Annotated in this window: 21 protein-coding genes; 6 read left to right on the plus strand and 15 right to left on the minus strand. The window is 73.1% G+C overall.

Annotated elements, in window-relative coordinates:
* Positions 1–11: 11 nt before the first annotated feature.
* Positions 12–1,169 carry a sensor histidine kinase gene (locus ACH4F2_RS22920; RefSeq protein ID WP_398134574.1) on the minus strand — a complete coding sequence of 386 codons (1,158 nt, stop codon included), beginning with the start codon at positions 1,167–1,169 and terminating at the stop codon, positions 12–14.
* Between the two features lie 108 nt (positions 1,170–1,277).
* On the opposite strand from ACH4F2_RS22920, the gene ACH4F2_RS22925 reads away from it, so the two are divergent.
* The 3 genes from ACH4F2_RS22925 to ACH4F2_RS22935 all read left to right on the plus strand — a co-directional run bounded on the left by ACH4F2_RS22925 (position 1,278) and on the right by ACH4F2_RS22935 (position 3,434).
* On the plus strand, positions 1,278–2,198 hold the full coding sequence (locus ACH4F2_RS22925) for an ABC transporter ATP-binding protein (RefSeq protein WP_398134575.1): 921 nt from the start codon (positions 1,278–1,280) through the stop codon (positions 2,196–2,198).
* Positions 2,199–2,200: 2 nt separating this feature from the next.
* Positions 2,201–2,926 (plus strand): ABC transporter permease, encoded by a 726-nt coding sequence (locus ACH4F2_RS22930; RefSeq protein ID WP_398134576.1) that lies wholly within the window; start codon positions 2,201–2,203, stop codon positions 2,924–2,926.
* Positions 2,927–2,999: 73 nt separating this feature from the next.
* A complete protein-coding gene (locus ACH4F2_RS22935) occupies positions 3,000–3,434 on the plus strand; it encodes a hypothetical protein (protein WP_398134577.1) in 435 nt (144 codons plus the stop codon).
* Between the two features lie 13 nt (positions 3,435–3,447).
* Here ACH4F2_RS22935 and mug read toward each other — a convergent pair whose 3' ends face one another.
* From mug to ACH4F2_RS22980, 9 genes are all read right to left on the minus strand, one after another.
* Positions 3,448–4,011: a G/U mismatch-specific DNA glycosylase gene (gene mug / locus ACH4F2_RS22940; RefSeq protein WP_398134659.1), complete on the minus strand. Its 564-nt coding sequence runs from the start codon at positions 4,009–4,011 to the stop codon at positions 3,448–3,450.
* Positions 4,008–5,450, minus strand: a complete 1,443-nt coding sequence (gene purB / locus ACH4F2_RS22945; RefSeq protein WP_398134578.1) for an adenylosuccinate lyase — start codon at positions 5,448–5,450, stop codon at positions 4,008–4,010. Before purB ends, mug begins: the two co-directional genes overlap by 4 nt.
* Positions 5,451–5,535: 85 nt before the next feature.
* Positions 5,536–6,318, minus strand: a complete 783-nt coding sequence (locus ACH4F2_RS22950; protein ID WP_398134579.1) for an SGNH/GDSL hydrolase family protein — start codon at positions 6,316–6,318, stop codon at positions 5,536–5,538.
* Positions 6,319–6,474: 156 nt separating this feature from the next.
* Entirely contained in the window at positions 6,475–7,488 is a 1,014-nt protein-coding gene (locus ACH4F2_RS22955) for a hemolysin family protein (protein WP_398134580.1), read from the minus strand.
* A complete protein-coding gene (locus ACH4F2_RS22960; RefSeq protein WP_398134581.1) occupies positions 7,485–8,852 on the minus strand; it encodes a hemolysin family protein in 1,368 nt (455 codons plus the stop codon). The genes ACH4F2_RS22955 and ACH4F2_RS22960 overlap by 4 nt, the downstream gene beginning before the upstream one ends.
* A 163-nt stretch (positions 8,853–9,015) precedes the next feature.
* The gene (locus tag ACH4F2_RS22965) at positions 9,016–9,444 is read right to left on the minus strand and encodes a GNAT family N-acetyltransferase (RefSeq protein ID WP_398134582.1); all 429 of its coding nucleotides are present in this window, start codon (positions 9,442–9,444) and stop codon (positions 9,016–9,018) included.
* Between the two features lie 250 nt (positions 9,445–9,694).
* A complete protein-coding gene (locus ACH4F2_RS22970) occupies positions 9,695–10,585 on the minus strand; it encodes an LLM class F420-dependent oxidoreductase (protein WP_398134583.1) in 891 nt (296 codons plus the stop codon).
* A gap of 43 nt (positions 10,586–10,628) precedes the next feature.
* On the minus strand, positions 10,629–13,196 hold the full coding sequence (locus tag ACH4F2_RS22975; RefSeq protein WP_398134584.1) for an ABC transporter permease: 2,568 nt from the start codon (positions 13,194–13,196) through the stop codon (positions 10,629–10,631).
* 4 nt (positions 13,197–13,200) lie between these two features.
* Complete coding sequence (locus ACH4F2_RS22980) at positions 13,201–14,133, minus strand: ABC transporter ATP-binding protein (protein WP_398134585.1); 933 nt, start codon at positions 14,131–14,133, stop codon at positions 13,201–13,203.
* A gap of 154 nt (positions 14,134–14,287) precedes the next feature.
* Between ACH4F2_RS22980 and ACH4F2_RS22985 the strand changes: the two genes are divergently transcribed.
* Together ACH4F2_RS22985 and ACH4F2_RS22990 are read left to right on the plus strand one after the other, a co-directional pair.
* Entirely contained in the window at positions 14,288–14,515 is a 228-nt protein-coding gene (locus ACH4F2_RS22985) for a toxin-antitoxin system HicB family antitoxin (protein ID WP_398134586.1), read from the plus strand.
* 60 nt (positions 14,516–14,575) lie between these two features.
* Positions 14,576–14,950 (plus strand): fic family toxin-antitoxin system, toxin component, encoded by a 375-nt coding sequence (locus ACH4F2_RS22990; RefSeq protein WP_398134587.1) that lies wholly within the window; start codon positions 14,576–14,578, stop codon positions 14,948–14,950.
* 8 nt (positions 14,951–14,958) lie between these two features.
* Here ACH4F2_RS22990 and ACH4F2_RS22995 read toward each other — a convergent pair whose 3' ends face one another.
* From ACH4F2_RS22995 to bioB, 4 genes are all read right to left on the minus strand, one after another.
* Positions 14,959–15,648: a class I SAM-dependent methyltransferase gene (locus ACH4F2_RS22995; RefSeq protein ID WP_398134588.1), complete on the minus strand. Its 690-nt coding sequence runs from the start codon at positions 15,646–15,648 to the stop codon at positions 14,959–14,961.
* Positions 15,649–16,064: 416 nt separating this feature from the next.
* Positions 16,065–16,781 carry a dethiobiotin synthase gene (gene bioD / locus ACH4F2_RS23000; protein WP_398134589.1) on the minus strand — a complete coding sequence of 239 codons (717 nt, stop codon included), beginning with the start codon at positions 16,779–16,781 and terminating at the stop codon, positions 16,065–16,067.
* Between the two features lies 1 nt (position 16,782).
* A complete protein-coding gene (locus tag ACH4F2_RS23005) occupies positions 16,783–18,069 on the minus strand; it encodes an adenosylmethionine--8-amino-7-oxononanoate transaminase (RefSeq protein WP_398134590.1) in 1,287 nt (428 codons plus the stop codon).
* A complete protein-coding gene (gene bioB / locus ACH4F2_RS23010) occupies positions 18,062–19,270 on the minus strand; it encodes a biotin synthase BioB (RefSeq protein ID WP_398134591.1) in 1,209 nt (402 codons plus the stop codon). The genes ACH4F2_RS23005 and bioB overlap by 8 nt, the downstream gene beginning before the upstream one ends.
* Positions 19,271–19,419: 149 nt before the next feature.
* Here bioB and ACH4F2_RS23015 point away from each other — a divergent pair, with 149 nt between their 5' ends.
* On the plus strand, positions 19,420–20,547 hold the full coding sequence (locus tag ACH4F2_RS23015; RefSeq protein WP_398134592.1) for an 8-amino-7-oxononanoate synthase: 1,128 nt from the start codon (positions 19,420–19,422) through the stop codon (positions 20,545–20,547).
* Between the two features lie 43 nt (positions 20,548–20,590).
* On the opposite strand, the gene ACH4F2_RS23020 is transcribed toward ACH4F2_RS23015, so the two are convergent.
* Positions 20,591–20,821: a DUF397 domain-containing protein gene (locus tag ACH4F2_RS23020; RefSeq protein ID WP_398134660.1), complete on the minus strand. Its 231-nt coding sequence runs from the start codon at positions 20,819–20,821 to the stop codon at positions 20,591–20,593.
* Positions 20,822–20,841: the final 20 nt, after the last annotated feature.

A 20,841-nucleotide genomic window follows, 5' to 3' on the forward strand; every position in this document is an offset into this window, starting at 1 on the left:
CCCAGCGTAGATCAGCCCGGCGGCAGCTCGACGCGTACCTGCCAGCCACCCGCGCCGTCGGGCCCAGTGTGCGCCCGCCCGCCCAGCAGCGCGGCACGCTCGCGTATACCGCGCAGCCCGCTGCCGCGTCCGGGCGCGGCTCGCGCGTCCGGCAGCGGATTGCACACCTCCAGCGTGAGCGCCCCGTCCGCGACCTCGACGCGGACCCGCGCCGGCACGCCACCCGCGTGCCGCAGCACATTGGTCAGCGCCTCCTGGAGGATGCGGTAGCCCTCCCGGGAGACAGGCCCCGGCAGGGTCTCCAACGGCCCCGTGACCTCGGCGTCGACCTTCGTCCCGGAGGCGCGGGCGGACTCCAGGAGACGGCCGGCGTCGGCGAGCGTCGGTCTGCTGCTCACCGGCCGCTCCGCCTCCCGCAGCACGCCGAGCACCCGCTCCAGGTCCTCCAGGGCCGCCCTGCCGGTCTCCTCGATCGCGGTCAGGGCCCGTTCGGTGAACTCGGGGCTGTTCGCCGCGCGGGCGGCACCCGCCTGCACGACGGCCACGGTCAGCGCGTGACCGATGGAGTCGTGCAGCTCGCGGGCGATGCGGTTGCGTTCGAGGAGTTGTTCGGTGCGTTCCTCGAGGGCGTTGAGCCGCTCGGCGGCGGACGGTCCGAGGAACGCGCGGGCCGCCGCCGTCGCCATGACACCGAGCCCGACCACGGCGCCGTACAGTGCGAGGAGCGGGAGCACCGCGAGGAGCGCGTACGCCCAGTGCGGCGCGGCGTCCCGCAGGACGGGTATGTCGTCGATCCGGTGCCCCAGGGCGAGCCGGACCAGTTCGACGGTGAGAACGGGCAGCCAGACACAGGCACCCGTGGTCAAGATGCCCAGGAGCATGCGCAGCTCCAGCCAGGCCACCGTGCGCAGCCGGTCGCGCCAGTTCGCCGAGGGTGCGACCGAGAAGGCGGAGTCCTCGTGGCCGGGCGTGAGGAGCAGACGGGCCTGCACGCCCTCGCCGGTCCGCACCGCCGGGATGAAGCCGACCGGGGCCAACACCAGCGCGGGCACCCACATCTTGGTGTCGTCGATGAGCACCCACACACTCACGATGAGCATGGGCACCCACAGGTGCAGCAGCCGGGTGTACGTCGTCCCCCGAAACAGCGGGCGCAGGAAGCGGACCATCGCGTCATCGTGCCAGCCGCCACTGACAGCGGACCTCCCCCGCACGGGGGAGACGGACTCCACCGGCGGGGGAGGCCCCGGCCCCGTACGAACCGGCACGCTGTCGACATGACCAGCATCGACGTCCAGAACCTCACCAAGGAGTACGGCACCCGACGAGCCGTCGACGACCTCACCTTCACCGTGCGCCCCGGCCGCGTCACCGGCTTCCTCGGCCCCAACGGCGCCGGCAAGTCCACGACCATGCGGCTCGTCCTGGGCCTGGACCGGCCCACCTCAGGGACCGCGACCGTCGGCGGACGCCCCTACGCCACCCTCCACGAGCCGCTGCGGCACGTCGGCGCCCTGCTCGACGCGCACGCCGCCCACGGCTCACGCACCGCCCGGGACCACCTGCGCGTCCTCGCGGCGAGCAACGGCGTCCCGTCGCGCCGGGCCGACGAGGTGATGGAGGAGACGGGCATCGCGTCGGTGGCGCGCCACCGGGTGCGGACGTACTCGCTGGGCATGCGCCAGCGGCTGGGCATCGCCGCCGCCCTGCTGGGCGATCCCGAGGTGGTGATGCTGGACGAGCCCTCCAACGGACTGGACCCCGAGGGCATCATCTGGATCCGCGAACTGCTGCGCCGGCTCGCGGCCGAGGGACGCACGGTCCTCGTCTCCAGTCATCTGATGAACGAGACCGCGTCCTTCGCCGACCACCTGGTCGTCCTCGGCCGGGGCCGGCTGCTCGCCGACACGCCGATGCGGGAGTTCATCGACGCGCGCGTGCAGCCGCGGGTCCGCGTCCGTACGTCGGACCCCACCGCCCTGAAGGCCGCCCTCGCCCGGTACGGCCACGACGCGGTGGAACACGACGACGGGCACTGGACCGTGCACGACGCGCGTGTGGACGACATCGGCCGCGCCATGTCCGCCGCGGGCGTCCCGGTCCTCGAACTGACAGCGCACGAGGGCACGTTGGAACAGGCCTACCTCGACCTGACGGCCACCGAGACCGAGTTCAGCGCACAGCCCCAGGAGGCGTGACCATGCACTTCACCCCCGTACTCCGCTCGGAGGCGCTCAAGGTCCTCACCCTGCGCTCACTGTGCGGCACCCTGCTGGCCGTGTTCGCGGTCACCACCGCCTTCTCCGCGCTGGCCGGGGTCTCCGACACCTCCGACCCGGACTTCGACCCGTTGTTCATGGCGTTGTCCGGCGTCATGCCCGGCCAGATCGCCGCCATCGCCTTCGGGGCCATGGTCGTCTCCTGCGAGTACCAGGGCAACGGAATCCGGCTCTCCCTGGCCGCGGTTCCGCGGCGCGGACGGTGGTTCGCGGCGAAACTCGTGGTAGTCGCCGTGCCGGCCCTCGTCGTGGGGCTGCTCACCGCGTTCGCCGCCCTCGTCGCGGCCCGGGCGGGCCTCGGCTCGGCGGCGAGCGGACTCAGCACCGGCGAGCAGGTGCGCGGCGTCGTGGGATGCGGGATCTACTTCATGCTGATGGCCCTGCTCGCGGCCGGCCTCACGGCTCTGTTCCGCAGTGGCGTGGCCACCCTGTCCGTCCTGATTCCGTTCATCCTCATCGTCTCCTTCGTGATCGGCGACGCGGTGGGCGGCGCCACCGACTTCCTGCCGGACAAGGCGGGGCAGGTCGTCCTGTACGAGACGCACGACGGAACGCTGGGGCCCTGGGCCGGACTCGCGGTGACCGCGCTGTGGGCGGCGGCAGCCCTGCTGGCGGGAGCCTGGAGGCTGCGCAGCCGGGACGCCTGACACCGCCGGCGGCCTGACGCCCGGGCCGCTGACGCCCCGCCAATTGTCAGTGGCGGCCGGTTTACTGGAGGGCATGGACATCGCGCGGCACATCGCCCTCATCGACGAGCTGTGCTTCCGGCCCTTCCCGGCGGAGCACGGCCCGTCGGGCGAGGGCACAGGGGGGCCCGATCACTTCGTGGCGGTGCTGGAGAGCGGCCACGCCCTGCGCGGCGACGACCGGGCGGTGACGGTGGAGCAGTACGAGAAGGAGCGGGACGCCCTCTACGAGCGGCTCGCCACGCGCTGGGGGCAGACGGACCCCTGGAACCTGCAGACCGTCCTGCTGCGGACCGAGCGGGAGGAGATACCCGAGCCGTGGGCCGGTCTCAGCGCCCGCGCGCGCGTGGCGTACCTCTGGGAGGCGGAGGGCACCGGCCGCTGGGTCGCGGTGGCCGTCGCCGACCGGGACGACGAGGCGGACGAGGCGCGACTGCTGGCCGTCGTCACGGAGCAGGCACCACCGTGACGGACGCCAACCCCTACTGCTCCGCCTGCTGTTCCGTCTCCGCGGCGACCCGCAGCCGTGCGAACTCCTCCGCCATCGTCTGCGCCGTCCAGTGCGCGTTGAGCCCACTAGGATTGGGCAGCACCCACACGCGCGTGTCCCCGATCGTCCGCGTCTGCGGGCCCACTTGGGCCTTTCGCTCGTCGAACGCCGCCCGGTACGCGGTGACACCCACCACGGCCAGCCAGCGGGGCCGCAGCCGCGCCACCTTCAGCGCCAGCACCCGACCGCCCTCCCGGTACTCCTCCGCGGTCAGCTCGTCCGCCCGCGCGCTGGCCCGCGCGACGACGTTCGTGATGCCGAGCCCGTACGACGGCAGCTCCTGCTGCTCCGACGGCCTCAGCAGCCGTGGCGTGAACCCGGACAGGTGCAGCACCGGCCAGAAGCGGTTGCCGGGACGGGCGAAGTGGTGGCCGGTCACCGCGGTCATCAGTCCGGGGTTGATGCCGCAGAACAGCACGCGGAGACCGTCCGCGACGACGTCCGGTACGAGACGGTCGCGGGCGGCCTCCAGCTCCGCCTGGGTGAAGCGCGTCAGAGGATCGCTCCGGGGGTGTACCCCGCGGCGGCCGGGTGCTGCTTGACGATCTCCTCGACCCGGGCGACGACGACGCCGACCTGGTCGGCCGCGGCGCCCGTGAAGGACAGCTTGTCGGCCATCAGCGCGTCCAGCCCGGCGCGGTCCAGAGGGATGCGCTCGTCGGCGGCCAGCTTGTCGAGCAGCTCATTGCGCTCGGCGCCCTGCTCGCGCATCGCCAGCGCGGAGGCGACGGCGTTCTCCTTGATCGCCTCGTGCGCGACCTCGCGGCCCACGCCGGCCCGCACCGCACCCATCAGGACCTTGGTGGTGGCCAGGAACGGCAGGTAGCGGTCCAGCTCCCGGGCCACGACGGCCGGGAAGGCGCCGAACTCGTCGAGCACCGTCAGGAACGTCTCCAGCAGCCCGTCGAGGGCGAAGAACGCGTCGGGGAGCGCCACCCGGCGCACCACCGAGCAGGAGACGTCGCCCTCGTTCCACTGGTCGCCCGCCAGCTCGCCGGTCATCGAGGCGTAGCCGCGCAGGATCACCATCAGGCCGTTCACGCGCTCGCAGGAGCGGGTGTTCATCTTGTGCGGCATCGCGGAGGAGCCGACCTGGCCGGGCTTGAAGCCCTCGGTGACCAGCTCGTGCCCGGCCATCAGCCGGATGGTCTTCGCCAGCGACGAAGGCGCCGCCGCCAGCTGCACCAGCGCGGTGACGACCTCGTAGTCCAGCGAGCGCGGGTAGACCTGGCCGACCGAGGTGAAGGCCTGCGAGAAGCCCAGGTGCCCGGCGATCCGCTGCTCCAGCTCCGCGAGCTTGCCCGCGTCCCCGCCGAGCAGGTCGAGCATGTCCTGGGCGGTGCCGACGGGGCCCTTGATGCCGCGCAGCGGGTAGCGGCTGAGGAGCTCCTCCACCCGGCCGTACGCGACGAGCAGCTCGTCGGCGGCGGTGGCGAAGCGCTTGCCCAGCGTCGTGGCCTGAGCGGCGACGTTGTGGGAGCGGCCGGCCATGACCAGCTCGCCGTACTCGCCGGCCAGCTTGCCAAGCCGGGCCAGGACGGCCACCGAGCGGTCGCGGATCAGCTCGAGGGAGAGCCGGACCTGGAGCTGCTCGACGTTCTCCGTCAGGTCGCGGGAGGTCATGCCCTTGTGCACGTGCTCGTGCCCGGCGAGGTCGTTGAACTCCTCGATCCGCGCCTTCACGTCGTGCCGCGTGACCTTCTCGCGCTCGGCGATCGAGGCCAGGTCGACCTGGTCGAGGACGCGCTCGTAGTCGGCGATCGCGGCGTCGGGCACCGCGATGCCGAGGTCCTTCTGGGCCCGCAGCACGGCGAGCCAGAGCTGCCGCTCGAGCTTCACCTTCTGCTCGGGCGACCAGAGCGTGGCGAGCTCGGCGGAGGCGTAGCGTCCGGCGAGGACGTTCGGGATGCGGGGCTTGGCGGGAGCGGAAGTCACGTGAACGGATTCTACTGGCGATTCCTGCAGGCCAGCTCCACGGGGCTCTTCGTCGGAACCTACGAAGGGCGCGCGGGCGCGGGGATCACGGCGTCAGGTCCTCGTACGGCAGCAGCTCCGGACGCTTGGGCGGCAGGCCGTCCCCGGACGACCGGCCCGTCAGTCTGCGGCCGATCCAGGGCAGCAGGTACTGCCGGGCGAAGCGGACGTCCGCGGTCCGGCGCATGACCCAGCCCGGTGGCGGCGTCGCCGGGATCGGCGCGTGCCACTCGGGATCCTCGGGCTCGTAACCGAGCGACTGCCACACGGCCTCCGCGACCCGGCGGTGCCCCTCGGCGGTCAGATGCAGCCGGTCCACGTCCCACAGGCGCGGATCGGCCAGCGAGTCGGCCCCGTACAGGTCGACCACCACGGCGCCGTGCTGCTTCGACAGGTCGTCGATGATGGCGAACAGCGCCTCCATGCGCGGCCGGAACCGCTCCAGCACCGGACCCTGGCGCCCCGGGCTGCGCATCAGCACCAGCTGCTCGCAGTGCGGGGCGAGCCGCTCCACGGCCTGCGTCAGCAGATCACGTACCCGGGCCATGTCGCACTTGGGCCGCAGTGTGTCGTTGAGCCCGCCGACCAGCGTGATCACGTCGGCTCCCATGGCCGCCGCCACGTCGACCTGCTCGTCGACGATCTGCCCGATCAGCTTTCCGCGCACCGCGAGGTTCGCGTACCGGAAGCCGGGGGAGCGGGCGGCCATCCGCGCGGCGAGGAGGTCGGCCCAGCCCCGGTAGGAGCCGTCGGGCAGCAGGTCCGACATGCCCTCGGTGAAGGAGTCGCCGACGGCGACAAGACTGGTGTGGGTGGGATTCGTCTGCATGGCGACAGAAATGGTAGCCCCTACACATACCCGCCGGTCGGTCGCCCTCCGGGCCCGCACCGCCCTCCGCATCCGCCGGTGCCGCCATCCGCCTCCGCCCCCCGCCTTTCCCCCGTCATCCGCTCCCGCGCCGGCGCCGGCCTCCGCCCCACCGGCTCACGTCCGCTGCCCGAACAGCTCCCGCAGTACGTCCTCCATGGTCACCAGCCCCGCCAGCCGCCCGTCCGACCCGAGTACGGCCGCCAGATGGGTGCGGCTGCGCCGCATCGCGGTGAGTACGTCGTCCAGCGGGGTGCGCTCCCGCACCCGCGCGATGGGCCGCATGTCCCGCAGCCGGAACGGCACGTCGCGGGGCGAGGCGTCCAGCGCGTCCTTCACATGCAGGTAGCCGACGATCCGCCGCCCGTCGTCCACCACCGGGAAACGGGAGAACCCGGACCGGGCCGACAGCCGCTCCAACTGCTCCGGGGTGATGCCCACGCGCGCGTGGACGACGCGTTCCAGCGGCAGCACCACGTCCCGCACCGGACGCCGGCCCAGTTCCAGGGCGTCGTGGAGGCGCTCCTGCGCCCGGTCGTCGATCAGCCCGGCTTCGCCGGCGTCCTTCACGAACTCGGCCAGCTCCGCATCCGTGAAGGTCGCGGAGACCTCGTCCTTCGTCTCGACCCTGAGCAGTTTGAGCAGCGCGTTCGCGAAGGCGTTGATCGTGAAGATCACCGGGCGCAGCGCCCGGGACAGCGCCACGAGCGGCGGCCCGAGCAGCAGCGCGCTGCGCACCGGCTCGGCCAGCGCGATGTTCTTCGGCACCATCTCGCCGAGCAGCATGTGCAGGTACGTCGCCAGCGCCAGGGCGATCACGAAGGACACCGCGTGCCCCGCGCCGGACGGCACGCCCACCGCGTGGAACACCGGCTCCAGCAGGTGCGCGATCGCCGGTTCCGCGACCACACCGAGGACCAGCGTGCACAGCGTGATGCCCAGCTGCGCCGCCGCCATCAGCGCCGACACGTGCTCCAGGCCCCACAGCACGCTCTTCGCGCGCCGGTCGCCCTCCTCGGCGTAGGGCTCCACCTGGCTGCGGCGCACGGAGATCAGCGCGAACTCGGCACCCACGAAGAAGGCGTTGACGACGAGCGTCGCCAGACCGATCAGCAGCTGTACGGCGATCACCGGCCTGCCTTCCCTTCGCCTTTGTGTGCTCCGTCCGCGTCGTCGGCGGCGCGCGCGTCGTCGAGCGGCGCGTGCAGCAGCACCCGGGCCGCCCTGCGACCCGTGGCGTCCACGACCTCCAGCCGCCAGCCGGCGACGTCCAGGATGTCGCCGACGGCCGGAATGTGCCCCAGTCCGGCCGCGACCAGCCCGGCGACCGTCTCGTACGGCCCCTCGGGCACCTTGAGTCCCAGGCGCGCCAGCCGGTCCACGCGGGCCGCGCCGTCGGCCCGGTACAGAGCGTGGCCCTGTTCGTCGGTGCCGGCCGGATCCAGCTCGGGCGTCTCGTGCGGGTCGTGCTCGTCCCGCACCTCGCCGACGACCTCCTCGACGATGTCCTCCAGCGTGGCCACGCCGGCCGTCCCGCCGTACTCGTCGATCACGACGGCCATCGTGCGCCGCCCGGAGAGCCGGTCCAGGAGCCGGTCGACGGTCAGTGACTCCGGGACGAGCAGCGGCTCGCGCATCAGCTCGGCGACCGCGATCCGACGTCGCCGCTCGGCCGGCACCGCGAGTACGTCCTTGATGTGCGCGGTTCCCACCACGGCGTCGAGAGTGTCCTGGTAGACGGGGAACCGGGACAGCCCGGTCGCCCGCGTCGCGTTCGCCACGTCCTCGCACGTCGCGCGGGCGTCGAGGGCGACGACCTGGACGCGGGGGGTCATCACGTTCTGCGCCGTCAGATCGGCCAGGTTCAGGGTCCGCACGAACAACTCGGCGGTGTCGGCCTCCAGCGCGCCCTCCTTGGCCGAGTGCCGGGCGAGCGCCGCCAGCTCCTGAGGCCCGCGCGCGGACGCCAGCTCCTCGGCGGGCTCCACGCCGAAACGGCGCACGATGCGGTTGGCCGTGTTGTTCAGGTGGGTGATGAAGGGCCGGAAGGCCGCGCTGAACCAGCGCTGCGGGCCGCCCACCCTCCTGGCCACGGCCAGCGGCGAGGAGATCGCCCAGTTCTTCGGCACCAGCTCGCCGACGATCATCAGGAAGACCGTCGACAGAGCCGTGCCCAGCACCAGCGCCAGCGAGGAGGAGGCCGAGCGCGAGATCCCCACGCTCTCCAGCGGGCCCGCGATCAGCGCCGCGACCGACGGCTCGGCGAGCATGCCGACCACCAGGTTGGTGACCGTGATGCCGAGCTGCGCCCCGGAGAGCTGGAAGGTCAGCTTCCGTACGGCCTTCAGGGCGCTCGCCGCACCCCGCTCGCCCCGCGCCGCCGCCCGTTCCAGCTCGCCGCGCTCGACGGTGGTCAGCGAGAACTCGGCCGCGACGAAGGCGCCGCACGCGAGCGCGAGCAGGATCGCCACCAGCAGCAGAAGCACTTCGGTCATCGGGTCACCTCGGATCCATGATCGGCCAGGACACGGAGGTTCGCGCGATGTCGTGCGCCGAGGAGGGGCGCCGGGTCACAGCCCCGGGGGGAGGTCCGCGGCAGGCGCCGGGAGAATCGCCGATGGGGACTGGACTCGCTCATGCGCCGGTCGTCACAGCCTTTCAGTCGGGGAGGGGCTTCACCCAGCGTCGCCACTGCTCCTGAGGCGCGTACCCGGCCGCCCGCCAGGCATGCTGGGCCCGCTCGTTGCGCCGCAGCACCATCGCGTCCCCACGGCGCCCGCCGAGCCGGACGAACCGCTCCTCCGCGGCCGTGAGCAGGGCCGAGCCGATGCCCTGGCGCCGGTGGTCGGGGTGCACCGCCAGCCGGTACAGATGGCACCGCCAGCCGTCGAAGCCCGCGATCACCGTGCCGACCAGGTCGCCGCCGCGCTCGGCCAGGATCAGCGCTTCGGGATCGCGGGCCACCAGCCGCTCCACGCCCTGCCGGTCGTCACTGATGCTCGTCCCCTCGGCGGCCACCTTCCAGAAGGCGAGCACGGTGTCCAGATCCCCGGGCCGCGCGGCGGCCCGTATGCGAAGTTCGGTCATGCGACGACCCCATCACGCACGCCGGACCGCCACGCGACATTCCGGCATGCGGACCGCGGCGTCCGCCGGAGCGCCGCGCAGGCCGGACCGCCACGCCCGCCGGACTGCCGCGCACGCAGACGGTCAGGCACTTCGGGCCGCCGCGCACGCGGACGGCCACGCACGTCGGACCGTCACGCACCTCGCAGGGCCGCGCGCGTCGGACGGCCTCGTAATCCCACGGGGCGCGCACGGGGCGCGCGTACGGCCGTCAGGCGTCGCGCAGCGCCCGCATCACCGGGGCGAAAGCCTCCATGTACGGCTCCAGCACCGTCAGATAGGTGAACCCGTACCGCTCTCGCTGCGCCCGCACCCGCTCGGTGATCTGTTCCACGGTTCCGGCCAGGAAGATGGGCAGCTCCAGCACCTGCTCGAAGGTCAGGTGCGGCACGTACTCCAGGAAGGGGCGGACGGCGGCCTCGCGGTCCTCGGTCACGACGACCATCTGGATGAGCAGGTTCAGCTCCGCCGGCTCCTTGCGGCCCGCCGCCAGCTCCCGGTACCGGGCCACGCGCTCGTCGAGTTCCCCGGCGGTGATCGGGGCGAGCTGCCCCGTCGAACTGCCCCGCACGGTACGCCCGCCCGTGAAGGCGGCGATGGCGGCGTGCCGGGCCGTCAGCTCCAGCATCCGGTCGCCGTTGGCGCCGATCAGCAGCGGCACCCCGGGACGTTGCACCGGCCGCGGCCGGTACTCCTCGTCGCCGAGCAGTCGCTCCAGCTCCTCGACGGTGCGCCGCAGATGGTCCACCCGCTCACCGGGCGAGCCGAACGGCAGCCCCGCCGCGTCGTGCTCCGCCCGTACGTAGCCGGTGCCGAGCCCGAGTTCCAGGCGTCCGCCCGTCAGGGCGTCCGTGGTCGCCACCTCCCGGGCCAGCAGCGCGGGGTTCCAGAACCCCGCGTTGAGCACGAAGGTGCCCAGCCGGGGCCGCTCGGTGGCCCGGGCCGCTGCGACCAGCGCCGGGAACGGCGCCGGCATGCCGAGATGGTCCGGGACCAGGATCACGTCGTACCCCAGCTCCTCGGCCCGCCGGCATTTCGCACTCCACTCGTCGGCAGGCGCGGACGTCATCAGGTTGACGCCGAAGCGGAACGGACGCGACATGAACTCTCCTACGTGGCGGGGGACTTCGGGCCACTGGAGTCAATCACTCGTGCGCTATGGCCGCCAGCACATTCATGCGCGAGGCACGCAGCGCGGGCAGCAGCGCCGCCACCACGCCCACCACCGCCGAACCCACCACGACCGCGACGACCGTGCCCCACGGAATCGCGAACGCCGTCAGCCCCTCCAGTGCCAGCACCTGCTGAACGCACACGCCCCACACCAGCCCCAGGACCAGCCCGAGGACCGCTCCGAACACCGCGATCACCACCGACTCCAGCCGGATCATCCGGCGCAGTTGTCGCCGGGCGAGCCCGATGGCCCGCAGCAGCCCGATCTCACGGGTGCGCTCCACCACCGACAGCGTGAGGGTGTTGACCACGCCGAGCACCGCGATGACGATCGCCAGCCCGAGCAGCGCGTACACGAGGTAGAGCAGCACCGCGATCTGGTCGCGTACCAGCTGTTTGTAGTCGGCCAGGTCGCGCACCTGCACCTGCGGATACGGGTCCAGTGTCCGTTCCAGGTCCGCGCGCAGTGCGTCGGCGCTCGTCCCCGGCTCGGCGTTCACATACAGCGACGAGTCCTGGCCCCCGGGTGCGTACCGCTCCAGCGTCTCCAGGCCGAAGAACAGCCCGCCCTCCATCCCGAACCCCTGGGCGGAGTCCTGGTCGGTGAGCGAGCCCACCGTCAGGTCGGCGACGCGCCCGCCCTGGAACTCGACGGAGACCGTGCTGCCGGGGCGTACGCCGTGTTCCCGCGCGAAGTCCGCGTCCATCGCCAGGTGACCGGGCGCGAGCGCCGCCGCCGTGTCCCCGCGCGCGTACGGGATGTTGGCGACGTCGTCGAGGCGCGGGCCGTAGCCCGTTGCGGTCGTCTCCACCCGCTCACCGTCCGGCAGCCGCACGGCGACCGGCGCGAACCGCGACCGTACGACGAGCCCGACGCCCTCGGTCTCGAGCACCCGCTCGCCCACCTCACGCGGGAACGGCATGAAACCGCCGTTCTGCACGACGAAGTCGGCGCCCATCACCTTGTCGATCTGCTGGTCGAAGGACTCGGTCATCGAGGCGCTGGCCACCGACATCCCGCCGACCAGCGCGATGCCCACCATGAGCGCGGAGGCCGTGGCACCGGTGCGGCGGGGGTTACGCAGCGCGTTGCGCCGGCTCATCCGGCCGACCGAACCGAACAGGGCCGGGAAGGCCGCTCCGAGCACCCGGATCACCGGCCGGACGAGCAGCGGCCCGGCGATCACGGTGGAGAGCAGGGTCAGGACCACACCGAGCCCGAGCAGCGCCGCCGCCGAGGAGGTCCCGGTCGCCGCCGCGCACCCCACGAGCGCGGCCAGGCCCAGGGCCCCGACGACGGCGCCGGCCACGGCCCGCGTCCGCAGCGGCCGGCCCACTCCGGCGATCTCCGCGTCCGCGAGGGCCGCCATCGGGGAGACGGCCGACGCACGGCGCGCCGGGAGATAGGCGGCGACGAACGTCACCCCGACGCCGACGACGTACGCCGCGACGGGCGTCGCCCAGCCGATGGCCATCTCGCCGGAGTCGATGTTCATGCCGAGCGCGTTCATCAGAGCGATCAGCCCCGCGGCCAGCCCGATGCCCGCGGCCAGGCCCAGCGTCGAGGCGACCACGCCGAGCAGCAACGCCTCGGTGAGCACCGAGCGTCGCACCTGACGCCGGTCCGCGCCGAGTGCGCGAAGCAGCCCCAGCTCGCGGGTGCGCTGCGCGATCAGCATCGAGAAGGTGTTGACGATGAGGAACACGCCGACCAGGACCGCGATTCCGGCGAAACCGAGCATGACGTACTTGATGACGTCGAGGAATCCGCCCAACTGTTCGGCGTCCGACTCGGCCTGCTCGGCGGCCGTGCGGTACTGATAGGCGTCCGCGCCCAGGGCGTCGGCGACGCGCCGCTTGAGCAGGTCGTCACTCGTCCCGGCCGCCGCCTCGACGGAGATGCCGGTGGCCGCGCGGGGATCGCCCAGCAGCTTCGTCTGCGCCGTCGGGGTGTCCAGGAAGAGCAGCGCCGCTCCGGGGTTGGTCGTGGTGAACGTGGCGATGCCGACGATCTCGACGTCGAACGAGCCCGGCGGGGCGATCACGGTGACGGTGTCGCCGATACGCACGTCCGCGCGGTCGGCGGTCTCCGAGTCGAGCAGCGCCTGCCCCGGGCCGCGCGGGGCGTGACCCGAGGTGAGTTCCACGGGGCTGCGGTCGGTCGGGTTCCAGTTGGTGCCGATCGTGGGGGCGCCGGTGGTCGGGCTCACCGACTCGTTCCCGTCGTCGACGACGGTGATGTTCTCGACCTCCGCGTCCACGCGCGCGGCGGCGACCCCGTCGACCGCGGCCAGCCGGTCGGCGAGCGCGGCCGGCACGGTCGCCGTCCTCCCGGAGGGCACCGACTCGTCGAGGCCCTCCTGCGGGCGGACGGTGACATCGGCGGAGGTGGAGGCGAACAGCCGGTCGAAGGTACGGGTGAGGGTGTCGGAGAAGACCAGGCTGCCCGCGACGAACGCCACGGAAAGCAGGACCGCCAGCGCCGAGAGCACCAGCCGGCCCTTGTGCGCGAGGAAGCTCCTGAGCGTCGCCTTCAGCACGGCGTCAGTCCTTGCCGGGAGAGCCCGGCGCCAAGGGAGAGCCCGGCTCGGGAGAGCCCGGCGCCAAGGGAGAGCCCGGCGCGGACGGGGAGCCCGGTCCGTGGGCTGTGTCCGCTCCGGAGGGGGACCCCGCCCCGGTGGGCGCGCCCGGGGCGGCCGGGAGGCCTGCGCCGGTGAACAGGCGCATGCGCTCCAGCACCGCCTCCGACGTCGGCCGCTCCATCTCGTCCACGATCCGTCCGTCCCCGAGGAAGAGCACCAGGTCGGAGTGGGCGGCGGCGCCCGGGTCATGGGTGACCATGACGACGGTCTGACCCAGCTCGTCCACGGCCTCCCGCAGAAAGCCGAGCACTTCCAGACCGGCCCGCGAGTCGAGGTTGCCGGTCGGCTCGTCCGCGAAGATCAGCTCGGGCCGGGAGACCAGCGCCCGCGCACAGGCGACCCGCTGCTGCTGGCCCCCGGAGAGCTGGGCGGGCCGGTGCCTCAGCCGGTCCCGCAGCCCGAGGGTGTCGACGACCCGGTCGAGCCACTGCGGATCGGGGGCCCGGCCCGCGATGTCCAGGGGCAGCGTGATGTTCTCCAACGCGTTCAGCGTGGGAATGAGGTTGAAGGACTGGAACATGAACCCGACCCGGTCCCGGCGCAGCCGCGTCAGCTCCCGTTCCCTGAGCCCTGTGATCTCGGTGTCGCCGAGCCACACCTGACCGGCCGAGACGGTGTCGAGGCCCGCCAGGCAGTGCATCAGTGTGGACTTCCCGGAGCCGGACGGGCCCATGACCGCGGTGAAACGGCCACGTGCGATGTCCACGTCCACCGAGTCGAGGGCGAGCACCGTGGTCTCGCCCGAGCCGTACGCCTTGGTCAGGCCGCGCGCCCGGGCGGCGGTGTCGTCGGCCGACGCCCGACCGGGGGCGTGCTCTGCAGCAGGTGTGGACAAGACGGCCTCCTCGGTGGTCTCCGCGGGCCGCCAGAGTAGTGTGACCCGGCCCACACCAGGAATCCTCCTGTGGTACCGGTTCGCCGCTATTTCGCTGGGTTCTCGCGGGACGCCGGCCTTGCCGCCGCTAGCGTTCCGGCGCTAGCTTCGAGGTATGGCGAAGACCCAGAAGGCCCAGTTGAACGTGCGGGTGGACGAGGGCACCGCACGGGCGGCCCGCGAACGGGCCCTGGCCCGGGGGATGAGCGTCAACCGCTACATCGAGGAGCTGGTCCGGCAGGACACCGGCGAGGCCGGCCGCACCTTCGTGGAGGCCGCCGCCGACTTCATGCGGCAGTACGAGAAGGTGTTCGCCGAGGAGGTCGGCGACGGCCGCCGCTGAGCCGTCGAGCGATCCCGGACCGACGATCCCGGACCAACGATCTGCGGTGGACGACCTCGGATGAACGACCTCGACATCGACCTCGCCTGGCTGCTGATGCTCGCCGAACAACGCACCCCGGGAGACCCCCAGGTCACCGACTGGGGAGCGCTCGTCGCGGCCGTCGCCCGCCACCGTGCGGAAATATTCGACACGCCTGTCTACGAGGGCCCGCACGCCCGCGCCGCCGCGCTGCTCCAGCTGCTGATCCACGTCCCCGCTCTGGAGCGCTCCAACGCCCTGTTCGCCTCCGCGGTCGCCTATGCCTACCTGGTCGCCGGCGGGGTCAAGGTCGCCACCACACCCGAGCAGGTGCGGGATCTCGCCCTGCTGGTCAAGAGCGGTGAGGCGTCGGTCGACGACATCGCTGACGAGCTTCGCCGGTGGAGCGTGTGAGCCTGTGACTAGGCATCGGCTCCGGTCGGCCGCCACGCCGTGCCGAGCACGCAGTACGAACTCGGCAGCACCGGCCCGTTCTCCGGCATCATCATCCGCCGGTAGGGTCCCAGCGCGAACCCGGCCTCCCGCAGTGCGGCCACCGGCTCGCGGGACACATGGCAGCCGCCGGACAGGGCGGGCCACAGCGTGCGGTCCAGCGCACGCTGAGTGAAGGTCATCACCCGGCCGCCGCCCCGGCCGTGCTCGAAGAACCGCACCTCACCGCCGGGCCGCAGCACCCGCCTCAGCTCCCCGAGCGCTCGCGGCACATCGCGGACGCTGCACAGCACCAGCGAGACCACGGCCGCGTCGAAGGCCTCGCTCTTGACCGGCAGCGCCTCCGCCGCGCCCGGCGCGACGTCGACCGGCACCTGGGCGCGCAGCGCCGCTTCCACGGCCAACTGCCGCAGCGTGCGCTCCGGTTCGATGGCGACGATCTCCGAGACGGTGCCCGGGTAGTGGGAGAAGTTCAGGCCGTTGCCCGCGCCGATCTCGATCACCCGTCCGGACAACCCGGCGAGCAGCCGCTCGCGCACAGGCCCCATGCCCATCCGGGTCTCGGCGCTCACACTGACCCGGGCGTAGCAGCGGGCGAACAGCGGATGGTGCACGGCGTCCCGCGGCACCCCGCGGGCACGGGTGGATCGCAGCGCCATGGGACCTCCCTCACGAGGTGGTGCCTCACCACGATTGTCCCCCGTACGAGTGCCACGCACCCACCGCGCGGGCGGGGCCTTTCCCCCGGCGCCGGGCCCGCCCGGAGACGGGGCCGTGCCTCGCGCCGGCGTCCCGCGCGTCCCGGGCGGTCGGCCGGGGATGCTGGGCCGGGAAGCCACGGCCCGTGACGAGGGCCGGGCATGGACCGCCGGCCCCCACCGTGCGGACCGGCAGCCGCCACCGTGCGGACCGGCAGCCGCCACCCTGCGGACCGCCGGCCCCCACCGTGCGGACCGGGAGTCGCCACCGTGCGGACCGGCAGCCGCCCGCCTTCGAGCCGTACTGACCGTCCCGGTGCGGGCCCGTGAGGGGGCGACACGGGGCGCTGGCCGGCGCGTGGTGTTCGCCCCGCCGGTCAGGGAGCCTCGCGTGTCCCGAACGCCTCCGCGTCCCAGGAGCCCTCCAGGGAGGGTGCCAGCCAGTGCGGGGCCGTCGACCGGAAGGCGGCCGGAGGCAGGGAGCCCGCTCCGGCGGGCACGGCACCGAGCAGGGGGGCTCCGGCCACCTCCGGGAGGTCCGCGAGGTTGCAGCGCGAGGCGAGGTCCGGGGACCCCGGCCAACTGCCGATCACCACACCCGGCAGCTCCAGCCCGCGCGAACGCAGTTCACGTGCCGTCAGCTCCGTCGTGTTCAGCGTGCCCAGCCCGGCCGACGCCACCAGCAGCACCGGTGCCCCCAGCAGCCCGGCCACGTCCGCCAGCGTCCCGCCGGCCGCGTCGAAGCGTACGAGGAGTCCGCCCGCACCCTCGACCAGGACGAGGTCGTGCTCGGTGGCCAGCTTGCCCGCGGCCTGGGCCACGTCCTCGGGGCGCACCGGTGCCCGGCCGGCCCGCCGCGCGGCCGTCCCCGGCGCCAACGGCTCCGGGTAGCGGGCGACTTCCGCCGCCGTCACGGGGCCCGCGAGGCGCGCCACCTCCTGGACGTCCCCGGGCTCGTCCGGCCCTACGCCCGTCTGCGCGGCCTTCAGCACGGCCACCGACCGGCCGCCCGCCAGCGCGGTCGCGGCGACGGCGGCGGTCACGACCGTCTTGCCCACCTCCGTGCCCGTGCCCGTGATCACCAGTACCGGCATGTCATCCCTCTCCTGCCGCCGCGCACACCGCGCGGGCGATCCGTGCCACGTCCGCGTCGTCCGTGACGTACGGCGGCATGGTGTAGATCAGGTCGCGGAACGGCCGCAGCCACACGCCCTCGCGCACGGCCGCCGCCGTCGCCGCCCGAATGTCGACGGCGTGGTCGAGCTGCACCACGCCGATCGCGCCGAGTACCCGTACGTCCCGTACGCCCGGCGTTTCGGCGGCGGGCGCGAGGCCTTCCCGCAGGCCCGCCTCGATCCGCCTGACCTCCGTGAGCCAGTCCTGGCCGAGCAGCAGCCCGATCGACGCGCACGCCACGGCCGCCGCCAGCGGGTTGCCCATGAACGTCGGCCCGTGGGCCAGCACCGGCACCTCGCCCCGGGAGATGCCGTCGGCCACTTCCGACGTGCACAGCGTGGCCGCCATCGTCAGGTAACCGCCGGTGAGCGCCTTGCCCACGCACATCACGTCCGGCGTCACCGCCGCGTGCTCCGCCGCGAACAACGCGCCCGTACGCCCGAACCCGGTCGCGATCTCGTCGAACACCAGCAGCACGCCGTGCGCGTCGCACGCCTGGCGCAGGACCCGCAGATACGCGGGGGAGTGGAACCGCATCCCGCCGGCGCCCTGGACCACCGGCTCGACGATCACCGCCGCCAGTTCGTCGGCGTGCTGCTCGATCTGCGCCCGCAGGTGTTCCGCGTACGACTCCTCGTACTCCGTCGGCGGCGCGTCCGCGAAGACCTGGCGCGGCAGGACGCCCGTCCACAGCTCGTGCATCCCGCCCTCGGGGTCGCACACCGACATGGGCTGCCAGGTGTCGCCGTGGTAGCCGCCGCGCCAGGTCAGCAGGCGCCGCTTGGCCGGGCGGCCCAGCGATCGCCAGTACTGCAGGCACATCTTGACCGCGACCTCGACCGACACCGAGCCGGAGTCGGCGAGGAAGACGTGCTCCAGGCCCTCGGGTGTCATGTCGACAAGGAGCTTCGCCAGCCGTACGGCGGGCTCGTGGGTGAGCCCGCCGAACATCACGTGGCTCATCCGGTCCAGCTGCTCGCGTGCGGCCTCGTTCAGTACCGGGTGGTTGTAGCCGTGGATGGCCGACCACCAGGAGGACATCCCGTCGACGAGTTCGCCGGAGCCGCCGGCCGGCCGCAGCCGCACCCCGCTCGCCGACTCCACGACGAGCGGGTCCTGCCGGCCGGGCATGGGGCCGTACGGATGCCAGACGTGCCGCCGGTCGAGCGCCAGCAACTCGTTCACGGTCAGCGCGGGCTCAGGCATTGGGCGCGAGGTCCGTTCCGGCACCACGGCGGCGTACGGCGACCAGGTCCGTTCGGGCTTCGCCGGCCACCACCGGTTCGGCGGGCGCCGCGGGGCCGCAGCCTCCCTCCGCCGGAGCGGATCCGCAGCCTCCCGCGGCCGGGGCGGAGCCGCAGGCCCCGCCGCCCTCGTGCGATCCGCAGCCGTCCCGGCCCGCCGCCCGGTGCGCCGGCAGGGTCACCTGGCCGGCGCCCTCCACCTCGAAACCGGCGTCCGCGATCATCTCGAGGTCCGCATGGCCGGCCTGACCCTCGCTGGTGAGGTAGTCGCCGAGGAAGATGGAGTTCGCCAGGTGCAGCGCGAGCGGCTGCATCGTGCGCAGGTGGACCTCGCGCCCGCCCGCGATGCGCACCTCGGCGTCCGGGCAGACGAACCGCGTCATCGCCAGGATGCGCAGGCACCGCTGCGGGGTCAGGTGCCACTCCTTGGCCAGCGGCGTTCCCTCCATCGGGATAAGGAAGTTCACCGGCACCGAGTCCGGGTCCAGCTCGCGCAGCGAGAAGACCACGTCGACCAGGTCCTCGTCGCTCTCGCCCATGCCCGCGATCAGGCCCGAGCAGGCGGACAGCCCGGCCGCGTGCGCCTTGTTCACGGTGTCCACCCGGTCGGCGTACGTGTGCGTGGTCGTGATGTCCCCGTACGTCGCCTCGGACGTGTTGAGGTTGTGGTTGTAGGCGTCGGCGCCCGCCTCGCGCAGCCGTTCCGCCTGGCCGTCGGAGAGCAGGCCGAGGCAGGCGCACACCTCGACGGACTCGTTCTGCTCCTTGATGGCCTTGATGGTGTCGGAGACCCGGTCCACGTCCCGGTCGGTCGGACCGCGTCCGCTCGCCACCAGGCACACCCGCTTGGCGCCCCCGGCCACGCCCGCGGCGGCGGCCTGGGAGGCCTGGTCGGGCTTGAGCCAGGTGTACTTGAGGATCTCGGCCTTCGAGCCGAGCCGCTGCGAGCAGTAGGAGCAGTCCTCGGGGCACAGGCCCGACTTCAGGTTGACGAGATAGTTGAGTTTCACCCGTCGGCCGAACCAGTGGCGGCGTACCTTGCCGGCCGCGGCCACCACATCGAGCAGGTCGTCGTCGGAAGTGGCGAGGACGGCGAGAGCCTCCTCGCGGGTCGGCGACTCGCGCCGAAACCCCTTGTCCACCAGCGTGTTCAGCAGGTCCATGAGAGCCGATCCTGTCCTAAGGGGCCACCCGGGGCCAAGGAGACTTCGCACAACAGTGACAGATCACCGTGTGGGTATCGCCACACCTCGCGGGGGCGGCCGTACCGCTAATGTCTGTCCACTGCCTACAAAACCCGGAGGACCGACCCATGGCGTTCGGCTGGATCGACGAGCAGGCCGAGGTGCGCCGCCGAGCCGGACTCGTACGGATTCTGCGCCCCCGTCCGGCCGACTCGCCGCTGCTGGACCTGGCGAGCAACGACTACCTCGGACTGGCCCGGCACCCGGAGGTCACCGAGGGCGCCGTGCGGGCCGCGCGGGCCTGGGGCGGCGGTGCGACCGGCTCCCGGCTGGTGACCGGCACCACCGAGCTGCACGCCGAACTCGAACGCGAACTGGCCGCCTTCTGCGGTTTCGAGGCAGCGCTCGTCTTCTCCTCCGGCTACGCGGCCAACCTCGCCGCCGTCACCGCGCTGGCGCCGCACGGCTCCCTCGTCGTCTCCGACGCGGGCAACCACGCCTCGCTGATCGACGGCTGCCGGCTGGCGCGCGGCACGACGCAGGTGGTGGCGCACGCCGCCCCGGACGCCGTACGCAAGGCGCTGGCGACGCACGGCGGTCCCGCCGTCGCCGTCTCCGACACGGTCTTCTCGGTCGACGGCGACGCGGCCCCGCTCGCCGCCCTCGCCGGGGCGTGCCGGGAGCACGGCGCCGGGCTGGTCGTCGACGACGCCCACGGCCTCGGTGTCCTCGGCGACGGCGGCCGTGGTGCCCCGCACGCGGCGGGACTCGCGGGCGCCGACGACGTCGTCGTGACGGCGACCCTGTCCAAGTCGCTGGGCAGTCAGGGCGGCGCCGTGCTCGGTCCCGCGCGGGTGATCGAGCACCTGGTCAACGCGGCCCGGACGTTCATCTTCGACACCGGCCTCGCACCCGCGGCGGCGGGCGCGGCGCTGGCGGCGCTCACCCTGCTGCGTCATGAGCCCGAACGGGCGGCGCGGGCACGCGCGGTGGCGGCCGAACTGCACGCACGGCTGACCGCCCTGGGTCTTTCGGCGGTACGTCCGGACGCCGCGGTCGTCTCGGTGCGCGCCCCCTCCCCGGAGGGGGCCGTACGGTGGGCGGCCGACTGCCGTACGGCCGGCCTGTCCGTGGGCTGCTTCCGCCCTCCTTCCGTGCCCGACGGCGTCTCACGGCTCAGGCTGACCGCTCGTGCGGACCTCTCCGGGGAACAGATCGAACGTGCTGTGCGGGTGATCGGCGAAACGCGGCCATGAGTCGGCGTGACACGGCCGTGCGTCGCCCGATGCCCTGCCGGGGTCAGCGGCGGGGGATCCCGGCTGCGAACGACGCCCAGCTCCCGGGGGAGAAGAGCAGCGCGGGACCGGCCGGGTCCTTGGAGTCGCGCACGGCGAGCAGTCCGGCCCAGGGGCCGGCCGACGGCCGTGCCGTCTCGACGCAGTTGTTCGCCCCGGTGCTGTAGCTGCTGCGCAGCCACCGCACGCCGGGCAGATCGGTACTGGCAGGGATGTTCCGGGGGGATGCGGACACGGAGCCTGTCATGGTGCCTC

The sequence above is a fragment of the Streptomyces sp. NPDC017890 genome (assembly GCF_044328675.1).
In the GTDB taxonomy this organism is placed as follows: Bacteria; Actinomycetota; Actinomycetes; order Streptomycetales; family Streptomycetaceae; genus Streptomyces.

Excerpts from the sequence above, each read along its gene's own strand:
- ACH4F2_RS22960 (WP_398134581.1), bottom strand. The coding sequence starts at position 8,852 with ATGACCGAAGTGCTTCTGCTGCTGGTGGCGATCCTGCTCGCGCTCGCG.
- ACH4F2_RS23005 (WP_398134590.1), bottom strand. The coding sequence starts at position 18,069 with ATGCCTGAGCCCGCGCTGACCGTGAACGAGTTGCTGGCGCTCGACCGG.
- ACH4F2_RS22990 (WP_398134587.1), top strand. The coding sequence starts at position 14,576 with ATGAACGACCTCGACATCGACCTCGCCTGGCTGCTGATGCTCGCCGAA.
- ACH4F2_RS22970 (WP_398134583.1), bottom strand. The coding sequence starts at position 10,585 with ATGTCGCGTCCGTTCCGCTTCGGCGTCAACCTGATGACGTCCGCGCCT.
- ACH4F2_RS22935 (WP_398134577.1), top strand. The coding sequence starts at position 3,000 with ATGGACATCGCGCGGCACATCGCCCTCATCGACGAGCTGTGCTTCCGG.
- ACH4F2_RS22950 (WP_398134579.1), bottom strand. The coding sequence starts at position 6,318 with ATGCAGACGAATCCCACCCACACCAGTCTTGTCGCCGTCGGCGACTCC.
- ACH4F2_RS23015 (WP_398134592.1), top strand. The coding sequence starts at position 19,420 with ATGGCGTTCGGCTGGATCGACGAGCAGGCCGAGGTGCGCCGCCGAGCC.
- bioD (WP_398134589.1), bottom strand. The coding sequence starts at position 16,781 with ATGCCGGTACTGGTGATCACGGGCACGGGCACGGAGGTGGGCAAGACG.
- ACH4F2_RS22925 (WP_398134575.1), top strand. The coding sequence starts at position 1,278 with ATGACCAGCATCGACGTCCAGAACCTCACCAAGGAGTACGGCACCCGA.
- ACH4F2_RS22965 (WP_398134582.1), bottom strand. The coding sequence starts at position 9,444 with ATGACCGAACTTCGCATACGGGCCGCCGCGCGGCCCGGGGATCTGGAC.
- ACH4F2_RS22930 (WP_398134576.1), top strand. The coding sequence starts at position 2,201 with ATGCACTTCACCCCCGTACTCCGCTCGGAGGCGCTCAAGGTCCTCACC.
- bioB (WP_398134591.1), bottom strand. The coding sequence starts at position 19,270 with ATGGACCTGCTGAACACGCTGGTGGACAAGGGGTTTCGGCGCGAGTCG.
- ACH4F2_RS22920 (WP_398134574.1), bottom strand. The coding sequence starts at position 1,169 with ATGGTCCGCTTCCTGCGCCCGCTGTTTCGGGGGACGACGTACACCCGG.
- ACH4F2_RS22995 (WP_398134588.1), bottom strand. The coding sequence starts at position 15,648 with ATGGCGCTGCGATCCACCCGTGCCCGCGGGGTGCCGCGGGACGCCGTG.
- ACH4F2_RS22985 (WP_398134586.1), top strand. The coding sequence starts at position 14,288 with ATGGCGAAGACCCAGAAGGCCCAGTTGAACGTGCGGGTGGACGAGGGC.